Source organism: Streptomyces cylindrosporus, assembly GCF_022698165.1.
GTDB lineage: Bacteria > Actinomycetota > Actinomycetes > Streptomycetales > Streptomycetaceae > Streptomyces > Streptomyces cylindrosporus.
This window is the reverse complement of the sequence record NZ_JALDAY010000017.1, coordinates 62713-83804: the sequence shown is the minus strand read 5'-3', so window position 1 is coordinate 83804 and position 21092 is coordinate 62713. Positions and strand designations below refer to the sequence as shown.

Below are 21092 nucleotides of genomic sequence, written 5' to 3'. Positions count from 1 at the left end.
CGTGTGCGTCTGCGCGATCGCAGTCGGGCGAATGGGGCAAGAGTGTGGGCCACCCAGGGGACGGAGGCGGCGTGGCACCCGTCTCCCGGCGGCCCGTCAGGTGAGGGCGAGTCAGGCCCCGATGTGCGGGAACAGGTTCAGGAAGGGCTCCGCAGAGGCCGTGATGCCGCGGGAGTAGGGGGCGTCGAAGTCCCAGATGAGGAAGAGCAGGAAGGCGATCAGCGCGGAGAACAGCCCGGCGAGCGCCAGTTCGCGCATCGTGCGCCGGATCTGCAGCGCGAAGATCATGCCGATGGTGATCACGGCCCCGCCCAGCAGCCCGAACCACACCACGCCCGGCATGGTCGCCCCCAGGGAGTCGGCCCGGGCAGCGCGGGCCTGGTTGGCCGCGGTCACCTGGTCCAGCAGCGGCTGATAGGCCTGCGCCTCGAAGTCGTTCCCGGGCTGGTAGTCGGTGACGTCCCGCCGGATGCGCTCGAAGAGCTCGTCGCCGCGCACGGTGATCTTCCCGTGGTCGGCCATCACCTTCCACTCCGTGTTGACGACTTGTCCGACATAGGCGTTGACATCGTCCCGAATGCGTTCACGGGTGTCGGGCGGATAGACCCGTACCCGCTCGGAGATCTCGTGCAGCGCGGCCGCCTCCGCCTGGACGTGGTCCTGGGCGGCGCTGCGCCCCTCCCACACCCCCGCGATGGCCAGGCCGAGGACGATGGCGTAGACGACCCCGATCCACATCGTCATGTACTCGATGACGTCGGGCGTCTCGGTGGTGTCCTCGTCGTCGGGGGCGGCGCGGTGCCGTACGAGGGTGATGACGACCACCACCGCGCAGGCGGCCAGCATCGCGAGGATGAGAACAAGCCATTCCGGCAAGAGGTGCCTCCTGAGGGTCAGCGGGGGCGCAGTGCGGCGACGGCGATCGCGGCGGGCGCGGTGATGAGCAGGACGAAGGTGAGCGGCGACGTGGCGTCGTGGGTGGGTCTGTCGGGTGCGGGCGAGCGGTAGCGCGGGTAGGCGACCGGCGTCGCGGAGGGGTGCGGGGTGGGCTTGGCCGATGGCTTCGGCGTGGGGGGCGGTGGCGGGGTGGGGGCCGGCGCCGCCGCGGGCGGGGGAGTGGGGGTCGGTTTCGGTGGCGCGGGCCGCGGCGGAGGCGGCGGCACCGGCTTCGGCGTGGGCTTGGGAGTCGGCTTCGGTTTGGGGGGCGGCTTGGGCGTCGGAGTCGGCGTGGGCGTCGGCGTAGGGCTCGGGCACGGTGGCTCGGGCGTGGGCGTCGGCGTGGGCTTCGGGCAGGCCGGCGGCGTCGGCCAGGAGAGGGTTCCGGCGACCGCCACCGCCCGGGTGCCGTCCGGGCCGGTCGAGGCGTACGCGCAGGCGTCGGCCCTGGCCGCGCCGGCCGGTGCGCCGACGAGCAGCCAGGTGAGCGTCGTCAACGCCAACACCCTTGCCACGCGGGTGGTTTGGGTCGGTTCGGGTCCATGCACGACGGAGATCATGAGCCCTCGCGCGCCCGGGCACGCCCGAGCGCGCCGGGATTGATCCGAACGGGGGATTGGGGGTGTGCGGAGGTTTGACCGGCGTGCGCCCGTGGGCGCGTAACGGCGCACGGGTGTGCGAGTCGGAGCGTCGGTGTCACAGGTTCTGGAAAGAAATTTGTGGGGCGGTTGAACACAACCGCAGCTCCCATGCGTACCCATGCTCGTGCGGCGGCGCAGCAGGGCGCTGCAACACCCTTGCGATTATGGGGAGTTGTTGACGATGAAGACCTCCTGGCGGAGCGCCTCGTTCGTGGTGGGCGCCGCGGCCGTGCTGGCCCTTACTACGGCGTGCGGCCAGGAAAGCACCAGTTCGGGGGTGGGCAGCCAGAACGTGGGCGCCACGGCCGCGGCCGGTGACTACGGCAGCGTCGGTGCCGGTGCGAGCGCCAGCCCGAGCAACGGCTACGGCGCCGACGGCCAGCAGGGCGCCGCCACCCAGACCACCCCCGCGGGCAAGCTCGCCGTCACCGACAACGCCGAGCTCGGCAAGGTGCTGACCGACGGTGCCGGGCTCACCCTCTACCGCTTCGACGCGGACACCGCCGAGCCGCCGAAGTCGAACTGTGACGGCGACTGCGCCAAGACCTGGCCGCCCGTCCCCGCGGACGACGCCACGGCGGGCGCCGGCATCGACAAGGCACTGCTCGGCGAGGTCACCCGGGCCGACGGCACCAAGCAGCTGACCATCGCCGGCTGGCCCGCGTACCGCTACGCCAAGGACACCAAGGCCGGCGACGTCGCCGGTCAGGGCGTGGGCGGCAAGTGGTTCGCGCTGGCCCCCACCGGCAAGAAGGCGACCCTCGCGAGCCTGCCGGGCCTGTCGGTCAAGAACGACCCCAAGCTGGGCAAGATCGTCGTCGACAAGAACGGCATGACGGTCTACCGCTTCATCAAGGACGTCGCCTGGCCCGACCCGATCTCGAACTGCACCGGCTCCTGCCTGGAGAAGTGGCCGGCCGTCGCGCCGGTCGCGGCGAACGACACCGAGGGCATCGAGAAGAAGGGCCTGATGGGCTTCACCCGGCCCGACGGCGTCAAGCAGATGACCGTCGACTGCTGGCCGGCGTACACCTTCTCCGGTGACACCAAGCCGGGCGACACCAACGGCCAGGGCGTCGGCGGCACCTGGTACGTCATGTCGCCCGACGGAAAGCCGATCGGCGCGCCGAAGAAGTAGGCATCACCTCCCCAGGGTTGATCGCACCGGACGCGCGCACGATCGCAGGTCCGCCCCCTCCGCACCGCACGGAGGGGGCGGACCGCTTTCGGCGTGGCGCCGTTTTTGTCGTTTTTCAGCAGGTGCGGAACGGCACGTGCCGCAGGCAGTGACCGGGAACGGACGGTCAATTTCCGTTTCGGCTCGCCCCGTTGGCAGGCGATCAGTAGCCTCAGCTCGAACACCGGATCGCCTACGCCTTGGAGAGATAGATGGAGCGTCCCGCCTGGGCCCCCCGGGGCATCGACATCTCGGTGCCCAGCGTCTCGCGGATGTACGACTACTACCTGGGCGGTTCGCACAACTTCGAGGTCGACCGGGAGGCGGCCCGCAAGGCCATGGAGTTCATGCCGGGGCTCCCCAAGATCATGCAGGCGAACCGGGCGTTCATGCGCCGCGCGGTGCGCTTCGCCGTGGGGGAGGGCATCACCCAGTTCCTGGACGTCGGTTCCGGCATCCCGACCTTCGGCAACGTCCACGAGGTGGCCCAGGCCGCGGACCCCGAGGCGCGGGTGGTGTACGTCGACCACGACCCGGTCGCCGTCGCGCACAGCGAGGCGGTCCTGACCGGCAACGAGCGGGCGGGAGTTGTCGCAGCAGACCTCCGCAAGCCCCAGGAGATCCTCGGCGGCGACGCAGTGGAGCGGCTGATCGACCTGAACCGGCCGGTGGCGCTGCTTCTCGTTGCCATACTGCACTTCGTGGAAGACGCGGACGACCCGTACGAGGCGGTGGCCGAGCTGCGCGACGCGCTCGCGCCCGGCAGCCTGCTCGTCCTCACGCATGCCTCGTACGAGGGAATCCCGCTGCCGTCACAGCGGGCCGCGGGCACGGTCGACGTGTACAAGGACATCCGCAACCCGCTGATCATGCGTTCGCGCGAGGAGATCGCGCGGTTCTTCGAGGGGTACGACATGGTGGAACCGGGACTGGTGCCGATGCCGCACTGGCGGCCGGAAACGGCACCGGAGGACGAGGATCCTTATGCCTTCTCCGGGTTCGCCGGCGTGGGGCGTACCGCGTGAGCGCCGAGCCGGACGGGCCGGAGGACAGACTGCGCCGGTTCGCGACGATCTGGAGCCGGGCGGTGTTCCCGGTGACCTCGACGTCCCTGACCCGCCCCGAGCTGGAGGAGCAACTCCTGCCGCTGGCCCGGCGGTTGAGCGAGGCCCTGCACACCCGGACGCTCGACGCGGACGAGGGCAGGGCGGTGGGCGCCGCGCTGGTCGCCGCGCACTGCACCGACCCGGAGGCGCTCAGCCGCACCCTGGACTGCGTCGACGCCTATCTGGTGCTCTACTGCGGCGAGGACGGCGACCAGGAGGAGCTGCGGGTGCGCGCCGCGCGGCTCCAGCACGCCATGGCGGCCGGGTTCGCGCAGGCGCTGCGCGAGCGGACGCTGGCCGAGCAGGAGGCCATCTCCGCCGCCGCCCTGCAGGCGCAGGGCGTGGTCGCGCAGGCGCTGCACGCGAGCGAGGCCCGCTTCCGCGCGGTGTTCGAGGGCGCGGCCATAGGGATCGGCATGGCCGACCTGGACGGCAACATCCTCCAGGTGAACGGCGCGCTGCTGCGCATGTTCGGGCTCTCCGAGCAGAACCTGCGCTCCCGCAACGTCAAGGAGTGGACCCACCCCGAGGACGCCCCGCAGACCTGGACGCTCTACGAGGAACTCGTCCGCGGCGAGCGCGAGCACTACCACCTCGAGAAAGCTTTCTACCGGCCCGACGGAACGGTCCTGTGGACCAATCTGACGGTCTCCCTGCTGCGCGACGCCGACGGCGAACCGCAGTACCAGCTCGCCCTCATGGAGGACACCACCGAGCGGCGGCTGCTCAACCTCCGGCTGCGCTACGAGGCCACCCACGACGCGCTCACCGGCCTGCCCAACCGCACCTTCTTCTTCGAGCGCCTGGAGAAGGCACTGGGCGCGGGCAAGGGCCAGCGCTTCGGCCTGTGCTACCTCGACCTAGACGGGTTCAAGACCGTCAACGACAGCCTCGGCCACTCGGCCGGTGACCGGCTGCTCGTCGAGGTCGCCGACCGGCTGCAGGCGTGCACGACCGCGCCCGGCGAGATGGTCGCCCGGCTCGGCGGCGACGAGTTCGTGGCGCTGACCACCGGCCCCGACACCGAGCGCGAGGTCGACGAGCTCGCCGCTCGCATCATGAACGCCCTGGTCGCCCCGATCAGCATCGACGGCCGCGAGCTCACCGTGCGCGGCTCCATCGGCATCGTCGAGGGCCCGGCGGGGGAGCGCGGCCCGGCGGAGGTGCTGCGCAGCGCCGACATCACCATGTACCGGGCCAAGTCGGCGGGCGGCAACCGCTTCGAGCTGGCCGACGAGGAGGCCGACGCCCGCGCCATCACCCGGCACGGGCTGACCACGGCGCTGCCGGCGGCCCTGGACCGGGGCGAGTTCTTCATCGAGTACCAGCCGCTGGTCCACCTCGGCGACGGCAGCGTCCGCGGCGCCGAGGCACTGGTCCGCTGGCTCCATCCGCAGCACGGCGTCCTCGGCCCCGACCGCTTCATCCCGCTCGCCGAACACACCGGCCTGATCGTCCCGTTGGGCCGCTGGGTGCTCGAACAGTCCGTGCGCCAGGCGCGCGAGTGGCGAGAGCGGTACGACGACGCGGGCCCGCTGCGCATCAACGTCAACCTCTCGCCCTGCCAGCTCACGCACCCCGGGCTGGTCCAGGACACGGTCGACATCCTGGAGCGCGCCGGCGTCGAGCCGGACGCGCTGTGCCTGGAGGTCACCGAGTCGGCCCTCATCGGCGCCGACGACGACCTCCTCAAGCCGCTGCGCCGCCTCGCGGAGATGGGCGTCGACATCGCCCTCGACGACTTCGGCACCGGCTACTCGAACCTCGCGAACCTGCGCCGGCTCCCGGTCAGCATTCTCAAGCTGGACCGCTCCTTCACTCAGAGCATGCAGCAGTTCCCCGCCGACCCCGTCGACCTCAAGATCGTCGAGGGGATCGTCTCCCTCGCCCACAGCCTGGACCTCGCGGTCACGGTGGAGGGCGTGGAGACGGGCGCCCAGGCCGAGCAGCTGCGCATACTGGGCTGCGACACGGCCCAGGGCTGGTACTACGCCCGCCCGGGCCCACCGGAGCGACTGCACGAACTGGCCCTGGTGGACGCGACGGGCTGAGCGGCGGCCGGGGCCGACCCCCGCGGACCAAGGGAGTTGGACTCGATGAGCAGCGAACTTCGGGGCAGGACCGCCGTGGTGACGGGCGCCAGCAAGGGCATCGGCCTCGCGGTCGTGGAGGCCCTCGCCCGGGCCGGCGCCCATGTCGTGGCGGGGTCGCGCGGCACCTCCGAACGCCTCGACACGCTGGTGAAGGAAGGGGCGGCGACCTGGGTGCCGGTCGACCTCGCGCGGCCGGAGGCGGCCGGGGAACTGGTCGCGGCGGCCGACGGCCGTGTGGACGTGCTGGTCAACAACGTCGGCACCGCCCCCGCCCGCACCGGCGGCTTCCTCTCGGTCACCGACGAGGAGTGGCGCCGTACCGTCGACCTGAACCTGCTCGCCGCCGTGCGCGTCACGCGTGCCGCGCTGCCCACGATGCTGGCGGCCGGCCGGGGCTCGGTGATCACCGTCGCCTCCGTGAACGCCACGCTTCCCGACCCGCTGGTCATCGACTACAGCGCGGGCAAGGCCGCCCTCGTCGCCTTCTCCAAGGCGCTGTCCAAGGAGGTCGGCCCGCGGGGCATCCGCGTCAACACCGTCAGTCCCGGTCCGGTCGAGACGGAGCTGTGGCTCGGCGGCGGGGGAGTGGCGCAGACCGTGTCGGCCGCGGCCGGGATCACCCCGGACGAGGTGGTGGCCCAAGCCCGCGGCGCCATGGTCACCGGCCGGTTCTCGACGCCCGCGGAGATCGCCGAGGCGGTCCTGTTCCTGGCCGGCGACCGGGCCGCCAACATCACCGGCAGCGATGTGGTGGTCGACGGGGGCTTCATCCCGACCTGGTGAGCCCTCAGCGCTCCAGCAGCATCCGCTGCAACTCCCGTGCCGCCCGCGGTGGAGCCACGTCGCTGCGGTGGGCCAGGGCGATCGTGCGGTGCAGGCCGGGGCGGGCGAGCGGGGTGACCCGTAGCCCGCGCCCGGTCCGGGTCGCGACCATGCGCGGTACGACGGCCACGCCGAGCCCCGCCCGCACGAAGCCCAGCACCGCGTCCATCTCGCCGCCCTCCACCGCGAACGCCGGCTCGAACCCCTCCGCGCGGCAGGCCGCCACGGTCAGCTCGCGCAGGTCGTAGCCGTGCCGGAACATCACGAGCCGTTCGCCCTCCAGGTCGGCGATGCGCACGGTCCGCCGGCCGGGGCCGCCCGGCGCCGGTGCCTCCGGCGAGGACACCACCACCAGGTCCTCGCGCAGCAGCTCCACCGTGGTCAGCGCGGGCGACGGCGTCGGAAGGGGCAGTACGACCAGCGCGAGGTCCAGCGCTCCGCGCGCGAGCTCCCGGACCAGGTCGTGCGAGCCGCCCTCCTCGATCAGCAGCCGGATGCCGGGATAGCGGTCGTGGAAGGCGCGCAGCACGTCCGGCAGCAGACCCGTGCACAGACTCGGCGTCGCGCCCAGCCGCACCCGCCCGCTGCGCAGCTGCACCAGCTCCTGCACCTCGTGCCGGGCCGTGTCCGCGTCGGCCAGGATCCGCCGGGCCAGCGGCAACAGCGCCTCGCCCGCGTCGGTGAGGGTGATGTTCCCGCGCGCCCGCAGGAACAGATCGGCCCCCAGCTCCCGCTCCAGCGCCTTGATCTGCTGAGACAGGGAGGGCTGGGCCACGTGCACCAGATCGGCGGCCCGGGTGAAGTGCCGGGTCTCGGCGACGGCGACGAAATACTGAAGCTGCTGGAACTGCATGGTGTCACGATAGCTTCCGCCTATTGAATCCAGCCGGACCATGTCTTGGACCGATGGGGCCGTTCGGCCCTAGCGTCTTGACCCATGGCTCTGGCAACGCGGACGGACCGACGGCCGTCCATGGCACGCACCGTGTGGGACAGCTCCGTCGGCAAGAAGACCGTGATGGCGGTCAGCGGACTGATCATGCTGCTGTACCTGGTCGTCCACATGATCGGCAACCTGAAGATCTACTTCGGGCCTGGCGAGTTCAACCACTACGCGCACTGGCTGCGCACCATCGGCGAACCGTTCATGCACTACGAGTGGACGCTGTGGCTCATCCGTGTGGTGCTGGTCGTCGCCGTGGTCGCGCACGCCACCTCCGCGTACCAGCTCAGCCGCCGTGACATCAGGGCGCGGCCCACCAAGTACGTGCACAGCAGGCCCCGGGCCAGTTACGCCACGCGCACCATGCGCTGGGGCGGGATCATCCTCGGCCTGTTCATCGTGTGGCACATCCTCGACCTGACCACCGGCACCGTGCACTCCGGCGGCTTCCAGGAGGGGCACCCCTACCAGAACGTCGTGGACACCTTCTCCACCTGGTACGGCAACGTCATCTACATCGTCGCGATGCTCGCGCTCGGCCTGCACGTCCGGCACGGCTTCTGGAGCGCCGCCCAGACCCTCGGCGCCGGCAGCCGCACCCGCGACCGCGCCCTCAAGGCCACGGCCAACGTCCTCGCGCTGCTGCTCACGGCCGGCTTCATCGCCGTACCCGTGGGCGTCATGACCGGAGTGGTGAGCTGAACATGACTACCTTCGTGGACTACGGGACGGGCGAGCCGCTCACCGACGGCAAAGCCCCCTCCGGCCCCATCAACGAGCGCTGGGACAAGCGCCGCTTCGAGGCCAAGCTCGTCAACCCCGCCAACCGGCGCAAGCACACCGTCATCGTCGTCGGCACCGGCCTCGCGGGCGGCTCCGCGGGCGCCACCCTCGCCGAACAGGGCTACCACGTCGTCCAGTTCTGCTACCAGGACTCGCCGCGCCGCGCCCACTCCATCGCCGCCCAGGGCGGCATCAACGCGGCCAAGAACTACCGCAACGACGGCGACTCCATCCACCGGCTCTTCTACGACACCGTCAAGGGCGGCGACTTCAGGGCGCGGGAGTCCAACGTCCACCGCCTCGCGCAGATCTCCGTCGAGATCATCGACCAGTGCGTCGCGCAGGGCGTCCCGTTCGCCCGGGAGTACGGCGGTCTCCTCGACACCCGCTCCTTCGGCGGCGTCCAGGTCTCGCGGACCTTCTACGCCCGCGGCCAGACGGGCCAGCAGCTGCTGCTGGGCGCCTACCAGGCCCTGAGCCGGCAGATCGCCGCGGGCAACGTCGAGATGCACCCGCGCACCGAGATGCTGGACCTGATCGTCGTCGACGGGCGGGCGCGCGGGATCGTGGCCCGGGACCTGATCACGGGCAGGATCGACACGTACTTCGCGGACGCCGTCGTACTCGCCAGCGGCGGCTACGGCAACGTCTTCTACCTGTCGACGAACGCCATGAACTCCAACGCCACCGCCATCTGGCGGGCCCACCGGCGCGGGGCGTACTTCGCCAACCCCTGCTTCACCCAGATCCATCCGACCTGTATCCCGCGCACCGGCGACCACCAGTCGAAACTCACCCTGATGAGCGAGTCGCTGCGCAACGACGGCCGGATCTGGGTGCCGAAGGCCAAGGGCGACGACCGCCCGCCGAACCGGATCCCCGAGGACGAGCGCGACTACTACCTGGAGCGCATCTACCCGTCCTTCGGCAACCTGGTCCCGCGTGACATCGCCTCCCGCGCCGCGAAGAACGTCTGCGACGAGGGCAGGGGCGTCGGGCCCGGCGGGCAGGGCGTCTACCTGGACTTCGCCGACGCGATCAAGCGGATGGGCCGCAAGGCCGTCGAGGCCAAGTACGGCAACCTCTTCGACATGTACCAGCGGATCACCGACGAGGATCCGTACGAGGTGCCGATGCGGATCTACCCCGCCGTGCACTACACGATGGGCGGACTGTGGGTCGACTACGACCTGCAGACCACGATCCCGGGCCTGTTCGCGATCGGGGAGGCCAACTTCTCGGACCACGGGGCGAACCGGCTGGGTGCGAGTGCCCTGATGCAGGGCCTGGCCGACGGCTACTTCGTCCTCCCGGCGACCATCAACGACTACCTCGCCCGCCACCCGCACCAGGACCCGGTGACCGACGAACACCCCGTGGTCCAGGACGTGTTGGCGGAGACCGAGGACCGCATCAACCTGCTCCTGGCCGTCGACGGCGACCGTACGCCCGACTCCTTCCACCGTGAACTCGGCGAACTCATGTGGGAGTTCTGCGGGATGGCCCGCACCGACGCCGGTCTGCGCAAGGCGCTGGAGCGCATCCCGCAGATCCGCGAGGAGTTCTGGCGGCGCATCAAGGTGCCCGGCACCGGCGAGGAGTTCAACCAGTCGCTGGAGAAGGCCAACCGGATCGTCGACTACCTCGAACTCGCCGAGCTGATGTGCCTCGACGCGCTGCATCGAGCCGAGTCCTGCGGCGGCCACTTCCGCGAGGAGTCCCAGACTCCGGACGGCGAAGCGGCCCGCCGGGACGAGGAGTTCGGCTACGTGGCGGCCTGGGAGTTCACCGGCACCGGCGAGGCTCCGACCCTGCACAAGGAAGACCTGGTCTTCGAGTACGTCCACCCCACCCAGCGGAGCTACGCATGAAGCTCACCCTGCGCGTCTGGCGGCAGCGGAACGCCGACGCCGACGGCGCCATGTCCACGTACGAGGTGGACGGCATCTCCTCCGACATGTCCTTCCTGGAGATGCTCGACACCCTCAACGAGGAACTCATCCTCAAGGGCGAGGACCCGGTCGCCTTCGACCACGACTGCCGCGAGGGCATCTGCGGCGCGTGTTCGCTCGTCATCAACGGCGACGCGCACGGGCCGGAGCGCACGACCACCTGCCAGCTGCACATGCGGTCCTTCGAGGACGGCGACACGATCGACATCGAGCCGTGGCGGGCGTCCGCGTTCCCGGTGATCAAGGACCTGGTCGTGGACCGGTCCGCGTTCGACCGGATCATCCAGGCCGGCGGCTACATCACCGCGCCGACCGGCTCCGCGCCGGAGGCCCACGCCACGCCCGTACCCAAGCCGGACGCCGACTTCGCCTTCGAGCACGCCGAGTGCATCGGCTGCGGGGCGTGCGTGGCCGCGTGCCCCAACGGGGCGGCGATGCTGTTCACTTCGGCCAAGGTCAACCATCTGAACGTGCTGCCGCAGGGGGCGCCCGAGCGGGAGACGCGGGTGCTTGACATGGTGGCGCAGATGGACGAGGAAGGGTTCGGAGGCTGCACCCTCACCGGGGAGTGCGCGACGGCCTGCCCGAAGGGCATCCCGCTGGTGTCCATCACGAGCATGAACAAGGAGTGGCTGCGGGCTACTCGGAAGGCGGCGAAGCGGTAGACCAGGGAGGGAGCCATGGGACGTCCCGTCGAGATTCCGTTCCACGAACTGGTGCGGACACACTGGTCGACCGCGCGGACACCGTTCGCCGAGGCCGTGAAGGATCCGGAGAGCTGGGCCGTGCTGTGGCGGAACGTCTCGGGCAACCACATCCCGCCGCCGGAGCCACCGGCTGTGGACTGGGCCTCCTCCATGGTGCTGTTCGTGGCCATCGGCACCCGCAACTCCGGCGGCTACACGGTGGAGATCACCCGGCTGATCCGTGAGGACGACGTCGTGCGGGTCGAGGCGCGGGAGACCCGACCAGGCCCGCGGGACGTCGTCACGTGCGCCATTACCGAGCCTTTCCACGCCGTCACCCTGCCCCGGCAGCCGGACGGCGTACGCTTCGATCTCCGCCTCGACGTCGTCGTGCACCGCCCGCGAGTGTGACGTTCAACATCCGCACATCCGCTCTCCTGGCACAGGTCACGCGCTCGCCAACCGGCATCGGAAGAACTGTTGCGGCCGGACACACGGACACCGGCCCCGCTCGCAGTACCGCCGACCCCGGTGACCAGGAGAGAGCCATGACCGGCGTAACCACGCTCGACCGTCCCCCGCAGCCCGCCGCCCCCACCCGCTACACCGTCTCCCTCGCCCGCGACGAGGCGGACGTGCGCGCCGCCCAGCGGCTGCGGCACGACGTGTTCGCCGGTGAGATGGGCGCCCTGCTGGCCACTCCCCAGCCCGGCCACGACATCGACGCCTTCGACGCGTACTGCGACCACCTGCTGGTGCGCGAGGAGGTGACCGGCCAGGTCGTCGGCACCTACCGGCTGCTGCCCCCGGAGCGGGCCGCGGTCGCCGGACGGCTGTACTCCGAGGGCGAGTTCGACCTCTCCGCGCTCGCCCCGATCCGCCCCGGCCTGGTCGAGGTCGGCCGCTCCTGCGTGCACCCCGACCACCGCGACGGCGCCGTCATCGGCCTGATCTGGGCCGGTATCGCCCGCTACATGGTGGCGGGCGGGCACGAGTGGCTGGCCGGCTGCTGCTCCATCCCGCTGGCCGACGGCGGCGCGCTCGCCTCCGCGACCTGGGACCGGGTGCGGGCCAAGTACCTTGCCCCGGAGGAGTACCGGGTACGTCCGCTGCTGCCGTGGATCCCCGCCGCGGCCGCCGCCCCCGCGGCCAGGGCCGAACTCCCCGCCCTCCTGCGCGGCTACCTCCGCCTCGGCGCCTGGGTGTGCGCCGAGCCCGCCCACGACCCGGACTTCGGGGTCGCCGACCTGTACGTGCTGCTGTCGATGCGCCGGGTCAACCCGCGCTATCTGCGGCACTTCCTCTCGCTCGTCCCGGCCTGATGAGCGTCTGGCAGCCCAGCGCGCCCTGCACCCCCCGGGCGTGCATAGAGGCGACGGGATCCGTCACGGCCGTACCCCTGGCCGTACTGCGGATCACGGCTGTCGCGGTCCTGATGCTCGTCGGGATCGCCCTGGCACCGCTCGGCGGGAGGATCCCCGCCGAGCTGGTGAAGCGCTGGTGCCGGTGGATCGTACGGGCCGCGGGGGTGCGGGTCCGTATCACCGGCGCCACCGCGCCCACCGGCGGTCTGCTGCTGGTCGCCAACCACATCTCCTGGCTGGACATCCCGCTGCTGGGGGCCGTCCGCCCGGCCCGGATGCTCGCCAAGTCGGACATCCGGGACTGGCCGGTCGCCGGGCCGGTGGCCGCCCGCGGCGGTGTCCTGTTCATCGACCGCAACCGGCTGCGGGCGCTGCCCGGCACGGTCGCCTGCATCGCCGAGGCCCTGCGCGCCGGACAGGCCGTCGGCGTCTTCCCCGAGGGCAGCACCTGGTGCGGCCGCGCCCAGGGCAACTTCCGGCGGGCCGTCTTCCAGGCCGCCCTCGACGCCGACGTCCCCGTCCAGCCCGTACGCCTGCGCTACCGCCTCGCCGGCGGCGCCGCCAGCACGGCGCCCGCCTTCATCGGCGACGACTCGCTGCTCGCCTCGGTGTGGCGCGTGGTGTCGGTGCGCGGGCTCGTCGCCGAGGTGGACGTACGGCCGGTCATCCCGGCCGGCACCCACCCCGACCGCCGTTCCCTCGCCCGCGCCGCCCAGCCCGGAGCCACGCCCCAACCCGACTGGACGCACGCCGCGTTGGTGGCCTGAAGCCCGTGTCAGGTGAAGCCCGCGCAAGATCCGCCCTATGACTTCAGAGGATCACAACCGCCTGTCCCTCCCCCTCTAATGGAGACCGAGCCGACGGGGGAGTCGGAAGACGGCTGAAGGCAGGGGGTGGCCCCGGTGCGGGCTTCCAGGATCGTGTCCACGGTGGCGCTGTCGATGTGCGTGGCGGGCCTCGTGGGCGGCTGCGCGGGCGGTGACGGGTCGGGGGACGCGGTACGTTCCGTGCCGCGCACCGCCCAGGCCCGGGACGACCTGCTGAAGAGCGCCCAGAACGAGCTCGTACGGCGCTGCCTGACGGACCGTGAGGTCGAGGCACCCGCGCCGGTCACCACGTCCGCCGCACCTCAACCGGCAGGCGGGCAACGCCAGTTCCCGTACGGCATCGACGACCCCGCCTGGGCGGCCGAACACGGCTTCGGCATCACGGCGGGCAGTACGGGACAGGGCGGGCCGGCGACGCCGAAGCTCGACAGGAAGGCGGCGGCCGAGCAACAGCGGCTGTCCGACGCCCTGTTCGGCACCGGACGCCGCGAACTGTCCACTCGTACGGCCACCGGCCTCCTCGTCAAGGCCAACAGCGACGGCTGCCTGGCGCAGGCGCAGCGCGTCCTCTACGGCGACCAGGCCGCCTGGTTCCGCACCGACGTCACGGTCAACAACCTCGCCGCCGCCGCACACCAGCGCGTCACCCGCGACCCGGCCTACCGCGCCGCCCTCGCCGACTGGTCGCGCTGCATCGCGCCCGTGCACAAGGCCACGGACCCCGCCGAACTGCGCAGCGCCTGGCAGCGCGGCGCACATGACCTCGACGCCCGCCGCGCCGCCGCCCTGCAACGGCGCTACGCCGTCGCCGAGGCCCGCTGCGTGCGCCGCACCGGCCTCGCGGGCACCGGCGTCCGGCTGGAGCGGTGGTACACGGCCGAGTTGCGCGCACAGTACGCCGACCAGCTCGACGACCACCGTCGGCTGCGCGAGCACGGCCTGCGCTACGCCGTACAGCACGGCCTCTGAGTCCACATCACCCGCACAACCGCACGGCACAACCATGCCCATCGAAAGGAAAGCCATCATGCGCAAGTCATTCATCGCCACCGCCGGTGTCCTCCTCGCCGCCGGGACCGCCCTGGCCGCCGTACCGGGCACCGCCCAGGCCGCCGCGACCTGTGCCTCCGGGAGCTTCTGCGCCTACACCGACGCCAACTTCGGCGGGCTGTCGGTCAGTTGGACGGGGGACGACGGCTGGTGGGAGAGCAACATCGCGGACGAGGACAGCTCGTGGGCCAACCACGGGATCTCGGGTCCGGGGATCAAGGACCACGTCAAGGTCTACGCCAGCGCCTGGCAGAACGGCGGCGTCACCATCTGCCTGGCACCCGGCCAGGAGGTCGGCTACGACGCGAACGCCAACGACCGCGGCGACTCCCACATCTGGACCACCGGCTGCTGAGCCGCCGGAAAATCACGGGACGGCCGGCGGCGGGCCTGTTAGCGTCGAGTCCATGGAGGTCATGAGGCGAACCCACGGCACGGCGGCGCGAGCGACCAGCTCGCCGGCTGCCGACGCCTGACCTCAACCGGATTCCCCGGCGGCCGGAGACGGACCGCCGGGGTTCTTCGTGCCCGCCCACGTCTTCGCCGCGCGGTCCTTTCCGGTCCCACGACCCGAACGGACACCGCCATGAACACCGACGAGACCGTACGCACCTTCATCGACTTCTACCGGGAGCGCGGCCACCACCTCATCACCGGCGGCACCCTCCTGCCGCCGCCCTCTGACCCGGTCCTGTTCACCACGTCCGGCATGCACCCCCTCACGCCGTACCTCCTCGGCCGTCCCCATCCCCAGGGCCGGCGTCTGGTCAACTTGCAGCGCTGTCTGCGCACCACCGACCTCGAAGAGGTGGGCGATCCGACGCATCTCACGGTCTTCGAGATGCTCGGCTCCTGGTCGCTCGGCGACTACGGCCATCCGCAGAGCCTGCGCTGGGGCCACGAGCTGCTGCGCGACGGCTTCGGCATCCCGCAGAGCGAGCTGTACGTCACGGTCTTCGGCGGCGACGACCAGGTGGGCCCCGACTCCGAATCCCTGCGTACCTGGGACGAGTTGGGAGTGCCGGTGGAGCTCACCCGCGACGACAACTGGTGGTCCAACGGACCCGTCGGCCCCTGCGGACCCGACTCGGAGATCTTCGTCTGGACCGGCGACACCCCGCCCGAGGGCACTCCCACCACGGACCCCCGCTGGGTGGAGATCTGGAACCACGTGCACATGCGCTACCACCGCGACGAGGACGGCACCCTCGTCCCCCTCCGGCAGCCCGGCATCGACACGGGCATGGGCCTGGAGCGACTCGTCACCGTCCTCCAGGGCCGCGACTCGGTCTACGAGACCGACCTGTTCGAGCCCTGGACGCGGACGGTGCCCTCCCTGTGGCACCTCGACGACGAGCCCTCCACCCGCCTGGTCTGCGACCACCTGCGGTCGAGCATCGTCGTGCTCGGCGACGGGGTACGGCCGTCCAACACGGGACGCGGCCATGTCCTGCGCCGCCTGATCCGCCGTCTGCTCACCACGCTGAAGCGCGACGACCCGACGCGCACCCTGACCGACCTGCCGGAGGAACTCCTCCGGCACACCCTCGACCACTTCGAGCAGCCCGTCGGAACCGGCCCGGTCCGCGAGCAACTCCTCGACGAGGAAAGGCGGTTCACCAGCCTGCTCGAACGCGGTCGGCGGGTGCTCTCCCGGCCGCGCTTCCGAGGGCACCTCACCGAGGAGGACTACGGATACCTCCACGACACCCACGGCCTGCCCCGCGACCTCGTCACGGGGCTGCTGTCCGCCAGGTGAGGTGCCCAGGCCGGTGGCTCAGCGCTGGGTGTAGATGAAGCCGACCTTGTCGACCTCGTCGCCCGAGCGCCCGTGGAATCCGGCGATCTGCCAGCCGGAGGGCGCGGTGCGGGTCACGCAGTCGGAGGTGGTGGTGCCGCCGGCCAGGGTGCGGCCGAGGTTGGTCGTGAACTTCGCGTAGAAGATGCGGGTGTGGTCGTCCTTCACGCCCTGGCACAGGTAGGCGGTGGTGACGTACTCGCCGCTGCCCAGGGTGAGGGAGGAGGCGGTGCCGCCCGTGCCGCCGTGGGCGAGGGTCGTGCCGTTGGCCAGGGTGACGCTCATCTGGTCGACCCGCGACCCCGACCGCAGCGCGATGGTGGTGGCGCGGGCGGCGGCCGGCACGCTGTCGATGTCGTTGTAGTAGTCGCCGTGCGGCCCGCCGAACTGGTCGCTGAGCTGGAACGCCGAGTTGCGCGACCAGGAGAAGCCGACCGTGATCGGGTCGTGGTCGGAGAGCATGAGCCCGTCGTCGGTGAGGAACTTGGCGTGTTCGTTGTTGTACGAGGTCGCGTTGAGCGAGACCAGCTTGCTGCTGCGGTACAGGACCTTGTCGACGACCTCGCAGGTGTTCGGGACGGTGGCCCCGGACTGGTCGCAGACCAGCGCGTCGCTGCCCTTCGCGGGCGGGGTGCCGCCGCGTATCAGCTGCACCCAGGCGTCGGTGAGCCCGTTGGCCGCGCCGAACTCGGCGATGGTGTCGGCCGCGCGGGTGTAGCGGGTGTTGGTGTCACCCATCACCACGACGGCGTTGCCGGCCGAGTGGGTCTTGATGAAGTCCGTCAGCTGGTTGAGGTTGTCCGCGCGGGAGGCCTCGTCGCCGTCGTTGGTACCGGCGTTGGTGTGCAGGTTGTAGAAGTCGACGTACACGCCCTCGGCGAGACGCTCCCGCATGAAGGTGAAGCCCTTGGGGGTCAGGCAGTCGCCCGAGTCGACCTGGCAGGAGTTCCAGCCGACCCGCTCGAAGTCGTCCTCGTCGTACGGGATCTTCGAGAGCGTGTTGAGGCCGCTGCCGATGCCGGCGCCGCCGCTGGTCGCGGTGCGGTAAGCGTGCGCGGTGTCCGCCGCGTACAGGTACGCGTGGTAGTTGAAGTCCTCCTGCACCTGGACGATGTCGTACGGCGCGATGCGCTGCCCGATCGTCGTGGTGCTCGACTGGCGGGGCGTCGGCGCGCTGGAGAGGCCTTCGGGGAGGCCGGCCACGTTGTAGCTGAGGACGCTGAAGGTGCCCGAGTCGGCGGCCGCCGCGGAGGGGGCGGCCGCGGTGAGCCCGCCGAGGGCGGCGGCTGCCGCCGCCAGGCAGGCGAGGAGTCTGCGCATGGGGGTGTTGCTCCTGGGCTAGTAAGCGGTTGTGGTGGAGGAACAAGACAGAAGTTACCGCTGGTTACCCAAGCTTGTCGTGGGTCCGACAGGGGCTCGTTCCACACGAGTGGAAGCGGAGTTAATTGTTGGCGAACGTGCCGCGGGCGTCCCTACTGTTCGGGGTCATGGACGCCACCGATGCCCCGCCGCGCCTGACCCGGCTCACCTTCCACGGCCCCTTGTCCGAGGCCCGCGCCGCCGCGCTGGTCCGCCGCCTCACCGCCGCCGCGCCCCCGGCCACCGTGCTCGACATCGGCTGCGGCTGGGGCGAGTTGATGCTCCGCGTCCTCGAAGCGGCGCCGGACGCGACGGGCGTCGGGCTCGACCTGAGCGAGGACGACCTGGCGCGCGGCCGGGCGAACGCCGAGGCCCGCGGAGTCTCCGGGCGCGTCCGCTTCGTACGGGAGTCGGCCGTCGGCACCGCTCACGGTCCCGCCGACCTCGTCCTGTGCCTCGGCGCCACCCAGGCCCTCAGTGACGCGGAGGCTCCCGCCCACACCGCGGCCGCCCTGCACGCCCTGCGCCGCCTGGTCACCCCGAACGGCCGCGTCCTCCTGGGCGAGGGCTTCTGGCAACGCCCGCCCACTCGGGCCGAGTTGGCGGCCATGTGGCCGGGCGCCTCGGCCTCCGAGCACCACGACCTCGCCGGTCTCGTGGACCTCGCCGTCGCCGCGGGCTTCCGTCCCGCCTGGATCGAGACGGCGAACGACGACGAATGGGAGGAGTTCGAGTCCGCGTACCAGTCCGACGTGGAGGAGTGGCTCGCCACCCACGCCGATCACCCGTCGGCGAAGGAGACGCGTGAACGCGTCGACCGGCACCGGAGCATGTGGCTGCGGGGTTATCGAGGCGTGCTGGGGCTGGCGTATCTGACCCTGGTGCCCGTGGACTGACGTCCCGTCCTACGGCCGTCCTCGCCCCACAACCCCCGCCAGATACCGCGCCGTTGCGCTTTCGCCCGCCCCGGCAACCTCCACCGGCGTCCCCGTGGCCACGATCCGGCCGCCCGCGTCGCCGCCGCCCGGCCCCAGGTCGATGACCCAGTCCGCGCCGGCCACCACCGTCATGTCGTGCTCGACGACGACGACCGTGTGGCCGGCGTCGACCAGGCCGTGGAGCCGGCACATCAGGACCTCGACGTCGGCGGGGTGCAGTCCGGTCGTCGGTTCGTCGAGGAGGTAGAGGGTGTGGCCCCGGCGGCCACGCTGCAACTCCGTGGCGAGTTTGATGCGTTGGGCCTCTCCACCGGAGAGCTCCGTCGCGGGCTGGCCAAGCCGGAGGTAGCCGAGTCCGACGTCGAGGAGGGCCTTCAGGCTGCGGGTGACGGCGGGGGTGTCGGCGTCCGCGAAGAAGGCCGCGGCCGACTCCACCGTCAGGTCGAGCACCTGGGCGATGTTCCGCTTCCGGTAGGTCACTTCGAGCGTCTCGGGGTTGTAGCGGGCCCCGCCGCAGTCCGGGCAGGGCGCGTAGGTGCTGGGCAGGAAGAGGAGCTCCACGCTGACGAAGCCCTCGCCCTGACAGGTCTCGCAGCGGCCGCCCGCCACGTTGAAGGAGAAGCGGCCCACCCCGTAACCGCGGTCGCGTGCCTCGGCGGTGGCCGCGAACACCTTGCGTACGACGTCGAAGAGGCCGGTGTAGGTGGCCAGGTTGGAGCGCGGGGTCCGGCCGATCGGCTTCTGGTCGACGCAGACCAGGCGGCCGACGCCCGGGAGGTCTTCCGTGATCTCGCCGATCAGCGTCGACTTGCCCGATCCCGAGACGCCGGTGACCGCCGTCAGCACGCCCAGCGGGAACTGGGCCGTCACCCCGCGCAGGTTGTGCCGCGTGACCGGGCCGACCTTCAAGTTGCCGCCGGGAGTGCGTACTTGGCGTACGGCGGCGGGGGAGTCGGCGAAGAGGAAGCGGGCCGTCGCCGAGTCCGCGACCGTGGCCAGGTCCGCCACCGGGCCGCTGTGCAGCACCTCGCCGCCGTGTTCGCCGGCGCGCGGGCCCACCTCCACCAGCCAGTCGGCGCCGCGTACGACGTCGAGGTGGTGCTCGACGACGAAGACCGAGTTGCCGGCCGACTTCAAGCGGTCGAGTACGGTGAGCAGGGCCTCCGTGTCCGCCGGGTGCAGGCCCGCCGACGGCTCGTCCAGGACGTACACCACGCCGAACAGGCCGGAGCGCAACTGCGTTGCCAGGCGCAGGCGTTGGAGTTCGCCCGCCGAGAGGGTGGGGGCCGCGCGGTCCAGGCTGAGGTAGCCCAGGCCGAGTTCGAGGACCGGCGCGATACGGGACTTGAGGTCGTCGGTCAGGACGCGGGCCGCCTCCGAGGTGCCGTCCAGGCACGCCGCCAGCTCCACCAGCGGCAGGGCCGCGAGCTCGGCGATCGTACGGCCGGCGAAGGTCACCGCCAGCGCCTCCGGGCGCAGCCTGCTGCCGCCGCAGACCGGACACGGGGTGCTGGTCAGGAAGCGCTCCGCCTTCGTCCGCAGGGTCTGGCTCTTGGTGTCGGAGAACGTCTTCATCACATAGCGGCGGGCGCTCATGTACGTGCCCTGGTACGGGCGTTGGATGCGGTCCGCGTCCCGCACCGGATGGACGGTGACGACCGGCTGCTCGTCCGTGAACAGGATCCATTCGCGGTCGCGGGCCGGGAGTTCGCGCCACGGCCGGTCCACGTCGTGGCCCAGCGTGTCGAGGATGTCCCGCAGGTTCTTGCCCTGCCAGGCGCCCGGCCACGCGGCGATCGCGCCCTCGCGGATCGACAGCGACGGGTCGGGGACCAGCAACTCCTCGGTCGTACCGTGCACTTGGCCCAGGCCGTGGCACTCGGGGCAGGCTCCGGCGGCCGTGTTGGGGGAGAAGGCGTCGGAGTCGAGACGCTCGGCGCCGGGCGGATGGTCGCCGGCGCGGGAGAAGAGCATGCGCAGGGAGTTGGAGAGGTTCGTGACCGTGCCGACGGACGAGCGGGACGTCGGGGCCGAGCGGCGCTGCTGGAGGGAGACCGCGGGGGGCAGACCGGTCATCTCGCCGACCTTCGGGGCGCCGACCTGGTGGATGAGACGGCGGGCGTACGGGGCGACCGACTCGAAGTAGCGGCGCTGGGCCTCGGCGTAGATCGTGCCGAACGCGAGCGACGACTTCCCCGACCCCGACACGCCCGTGAACACGGTCAGCACGTCCCGCGGGATGTCGACGTCCACGCCCTTGAGGTTGTGCTCACGGGCGCCGCGGACCCGGACGTACGGGTCGTGTGGGCTCGGCATGGGGAACTCCGTACACGTCGTCGACTGCGGCGGGACAAACCACGCGAGTCTATGCGAGCCGGGTGCGCGGCGCTCGTCGGGCGATGCCCCGACGGCTCTCAGCGGGCGCCGTGCGCGCCTTCTCGGTCCTGTGCCGGTTGCGGCGGCCGAGCGCGGGGGCGATCTCGCGGAGGGACGGGTCCCGGAAGCGGGCCGCGAGCCGGACGGTGAAGTCCGGGACCTGCCGGGTGGACACCCGGCGCCCGTGCTCGCCCAGGCCGTCGCGCGGGATCCGGGCCCAGGTCCGCCGTCCCGAAGGGGA

General features: G+C 71.5%; 20 protein-coding genes. 14 read left to right on the top strand and 6 right to left on the bottom strand.

Translation table 11 applies throughout. The annotated features are described in order from the left end of the window. Window positions 1-111 precede the first annotated feature (111 nt). Complete coding sequence (locus MQP27_RS43765; protein WP_242776212.1) at window positions 112-876, bottom strand: bestrophin-like domain; 765 nt, start codon at window positions 874-876, stop codon at window positions 112-114. Between the two features lie 17 nt (window positions 877-893). Beyond that, a complete protein-coding gene (locus MQP27_RS43760; RefSeq protein WP_242776493.1) occupies window positions 894-1442 on the bottom strand; it encodes a hypothetical protein in 549 nt (182 codons plus the stop codon). Window positions 1443-1758: 316 nt separating this feature from the next. On the opposite strand from MQP27_RS43760, the gene MQP27_RS43755 reads away from it, so the two are divergent. The 4 genes from MQP27_RS43755 to MQP27_RS43740 all read left to right on the top strand — a co-directional run bounded on the left by MQP27_RS43755 (window position 1759) and on the right by MQP27_RS43740 (window position 6736). Continuing rightward, window positions 1759-2715 carry an SCO0930 family lipoprotein gene (locus MQP27_RS43755; RefSeq protein ID WP_242776209.1) on the top strand — a complete coding sequence of 319 codons (957 nt, stop codon included), beginning with the start codon at window positions 1759-1761 and terminating at the stop codon, window positions 2713-2715. A gap of 251 nt (window positions 2716-2966) precedes the next feature. Then, window positions 2967-3779: an SAM-dependent methyltransferase gene (locus MQP27_RS43750; protein ID WP_242776206.1), complete on the top strand. Its 813-nt coding sequence runs from the start codon at window positions 2967-2969 to the stop codon at window positions 3777-3779. Beyond that, entirely contained in the window at window positions 3776-5911 is a 2136-nt protein-coding gene (locus MQP27_RS43745) for a putative bifunctional diguanylate cyclase/phosphodiesterase (protein ID WP_242776203.1), read from the top strand. Before MQP27_RS43750 ends, MQP27_RS43745 begins: the two co-directional genes overlap by 4 nt. Before the next feature lie 45 nt (window positions 5912-5956). After that, window positions 5957-6736, top strand: a complete 780-nt coding sequence (locus tag MQP27_RS43740) for an SDR family NAD(P)-dependent oxidoreductase (protein WP_242776200.1) — start codon at window positions 5957-5959, stop codon at window positions 6734-6736. A gap of 4 nt (window positions 6737-6740) precedes the next feature. Here the strand turns inward: MQP27_RS43740 and MQP27_RS43735 are convergent, their stop codons facing one another. Beyond that, entirely contained in the window at window positions 6741-7628 is an 888-nt protein-coding gene (locus tag MQP27_RS43735) for a LysR family transcriptional regulator (RefSeq protein ID WP_242776197.1), read from the bottom strand. A 120-nt stretch (window positions 7629-7748) separates the two neighbouring features. Between MQP27_RS43735 and MQP27_RS43730 the strand changes: the two genes are divergently transcribed. The 9 genes from MQP27_RS43730 (at window position 7749) to MQP27_RS43690 (ending at window position 16139) form a co-directional block, all read left to right on the top strand. Further along, on the top strand, window positions 7749-8420 hold the full coding sequence (locus MQP27_RS43730) for a succinate dehydrogenase (protein WP_242776491.1): 672 nt from the start codon (window positions 7749-7751) through the stop codon (window positions 8418-8420). Between the two features lie 2 nt (window positions 8421-8422). Continuing rightward, window positions 8423-10372: a fumarate reductase/succinate dehydrogenase flavoprotein subunit gene (locus MQP27_RS43725; protein WP_242776194.1), complete on the top strand. Its 1950-nt coding sequence runs from the start codon at window positions 8423-8425 to the stop codon at window positions 10370-10372. After that, window positions 10369-11118 carry a succinate dehydrogenase/fumarate reductase iron-sulfur subunit gene (locus tag MQP27_RS43720; protein ID WP_242776191.1) on the top strand — a complete coding sequence of 250 codons (750 nt, stop codon included), beginning with the start codon at window positions 10369-10371 and terminating at the stop codon, window positions 11116-11118. The genes MQP27_RS43725 and MQP27_RS43720 overlap by 4 nt, the downstream gene beginning before the upstream one ends. Window positions 11119-11133: 15 nt before the next feature. Beyond that, complete coding sequence (locus MQP27_RS43715; protein WP_242776188.1) at window positions 11134-11550, top strand: protease complex subunit PrcB family protein; 417 nt, start codon at window positions 11134-11136, stop codon at window positions 11548-11550. Between the two features lie 137 nt (window positions 11551-11687). Beyond that, complete coding sequence (locus MQP27_RS43710; RefSeq protein WP_242776185.1) at window positions 11688-12461, top strand: GNAT family N-acetyltransferase; 774 nt, start codon at window positions 11688-11690, stop codon at window positions 12459-12461. Then, the gene (locus MQP27_RS43705; RefSeq protein WP_242776182.1) at window positions 12461-13270 is read left to right on the top strand and encodes a lysophospholipid acyltransferase family protein; all 810 of its coding nucleotides are present in this window, start codon (window positions 12461-12463) and stop codon (window positions 13268-13270) included. The genes MQP27_RS43710 and MQP27_RS43705 overlap by 1 nt, the downstream gene beginning before the upstream one ends. Window positions 13271-13405: 135 nt before the next feature. Then, window positions 13406-14299 carry a hypothetical protein gene (locus tag MQP27_RS43700; protein ID WP_242776179.1) on the top strand — a complete coding sequence of 298 codons (894 nt, stop codon included), beginning with the start codon at window positions 13406-13408 and terminating at the stop codon, window positions 14297-14299. Window positions 14300-14357: 58 nt separating this feature from the next. Then, window positions 14358-14735, top strand: a complete 378-nt coding sequence (locus MQP27_RS43695; protein WP_242776176.1) for a peptidase inhibitor family I36 protein — start codon at window positions 14358-14360, stop codon at window positions 14733-14735. 231 nt (window positions 14736-14966) lie between these two features. Next, window positions 14967-16139, top strand: a complete 1173-nt coding sequence (locus MQP27_RS43690) for an alanine--tRNA ligase-related protein (RefSeq protein ID WP_242776173.1) — start codon at window positions 14967-14969, stop codon at window positions 16137-16139. Window positions 16140-16157: 18 nt separating this feature from the next. On the opposite strand, the gene MQP27_RS43685 is transcribed toward MQP27_RS43690, so the two are convergent. Further along, window positions 16158-17498, bottom strand: a complete 1341-nt coding sequence (locus tag MQP27_RS43685; protein ID WP_242776170.1) for a jacalin-like lectin — start codon at window positions 17496-17498, stop codon at window positions 16158-16160. 167 nt (window positions 17499-17665) lie between these two features. Between MQP27_RS43685 and MQP27_RS43680 the strand changes: the two genes are divergently transcribed. Continuing rightward, the gene (locus tag MQP27_RS43680) at window positions 17666-18433 is read left to right on the top strand and encodes an SAM-dependent methyltransferase (RefSeq protein ID WP_242776167.1); all 768 of its coding nucleotides are present in this window, start codon (window positions 17666-17668) and stop codon (window positions 18431-18433) included. Window positions 18434-18442: 9 nt separating this feature from the next. Here the strand turns inward: MQP27_RS43680 and MQP27_RS43675 are convergent, their stop codons facing one another. After that, complete coding sequence (locus tag MQP27_RS43675) at window positions 18443-20791, bottom strand: ATP-binding cassette domain-containing protein (RefSeq protein ID WP_242776164.1); 2349 nt, start codon at window positions 20789-20791, stop codon at window positions 18443-18445. 49 nt (window positions 20792-20840) lie between these two features. Next, window positions 20841-21026, bottom strand: a complete 186-nt coding sequence (locus MQP27_RS43670; protein WP_242776161.1) for a hypothetical protein — start codon at window positions 21024-21026, stop codon at window positions 20841-20843. Window positions 21027-21092: the final 66 nt, after the last annotated feature.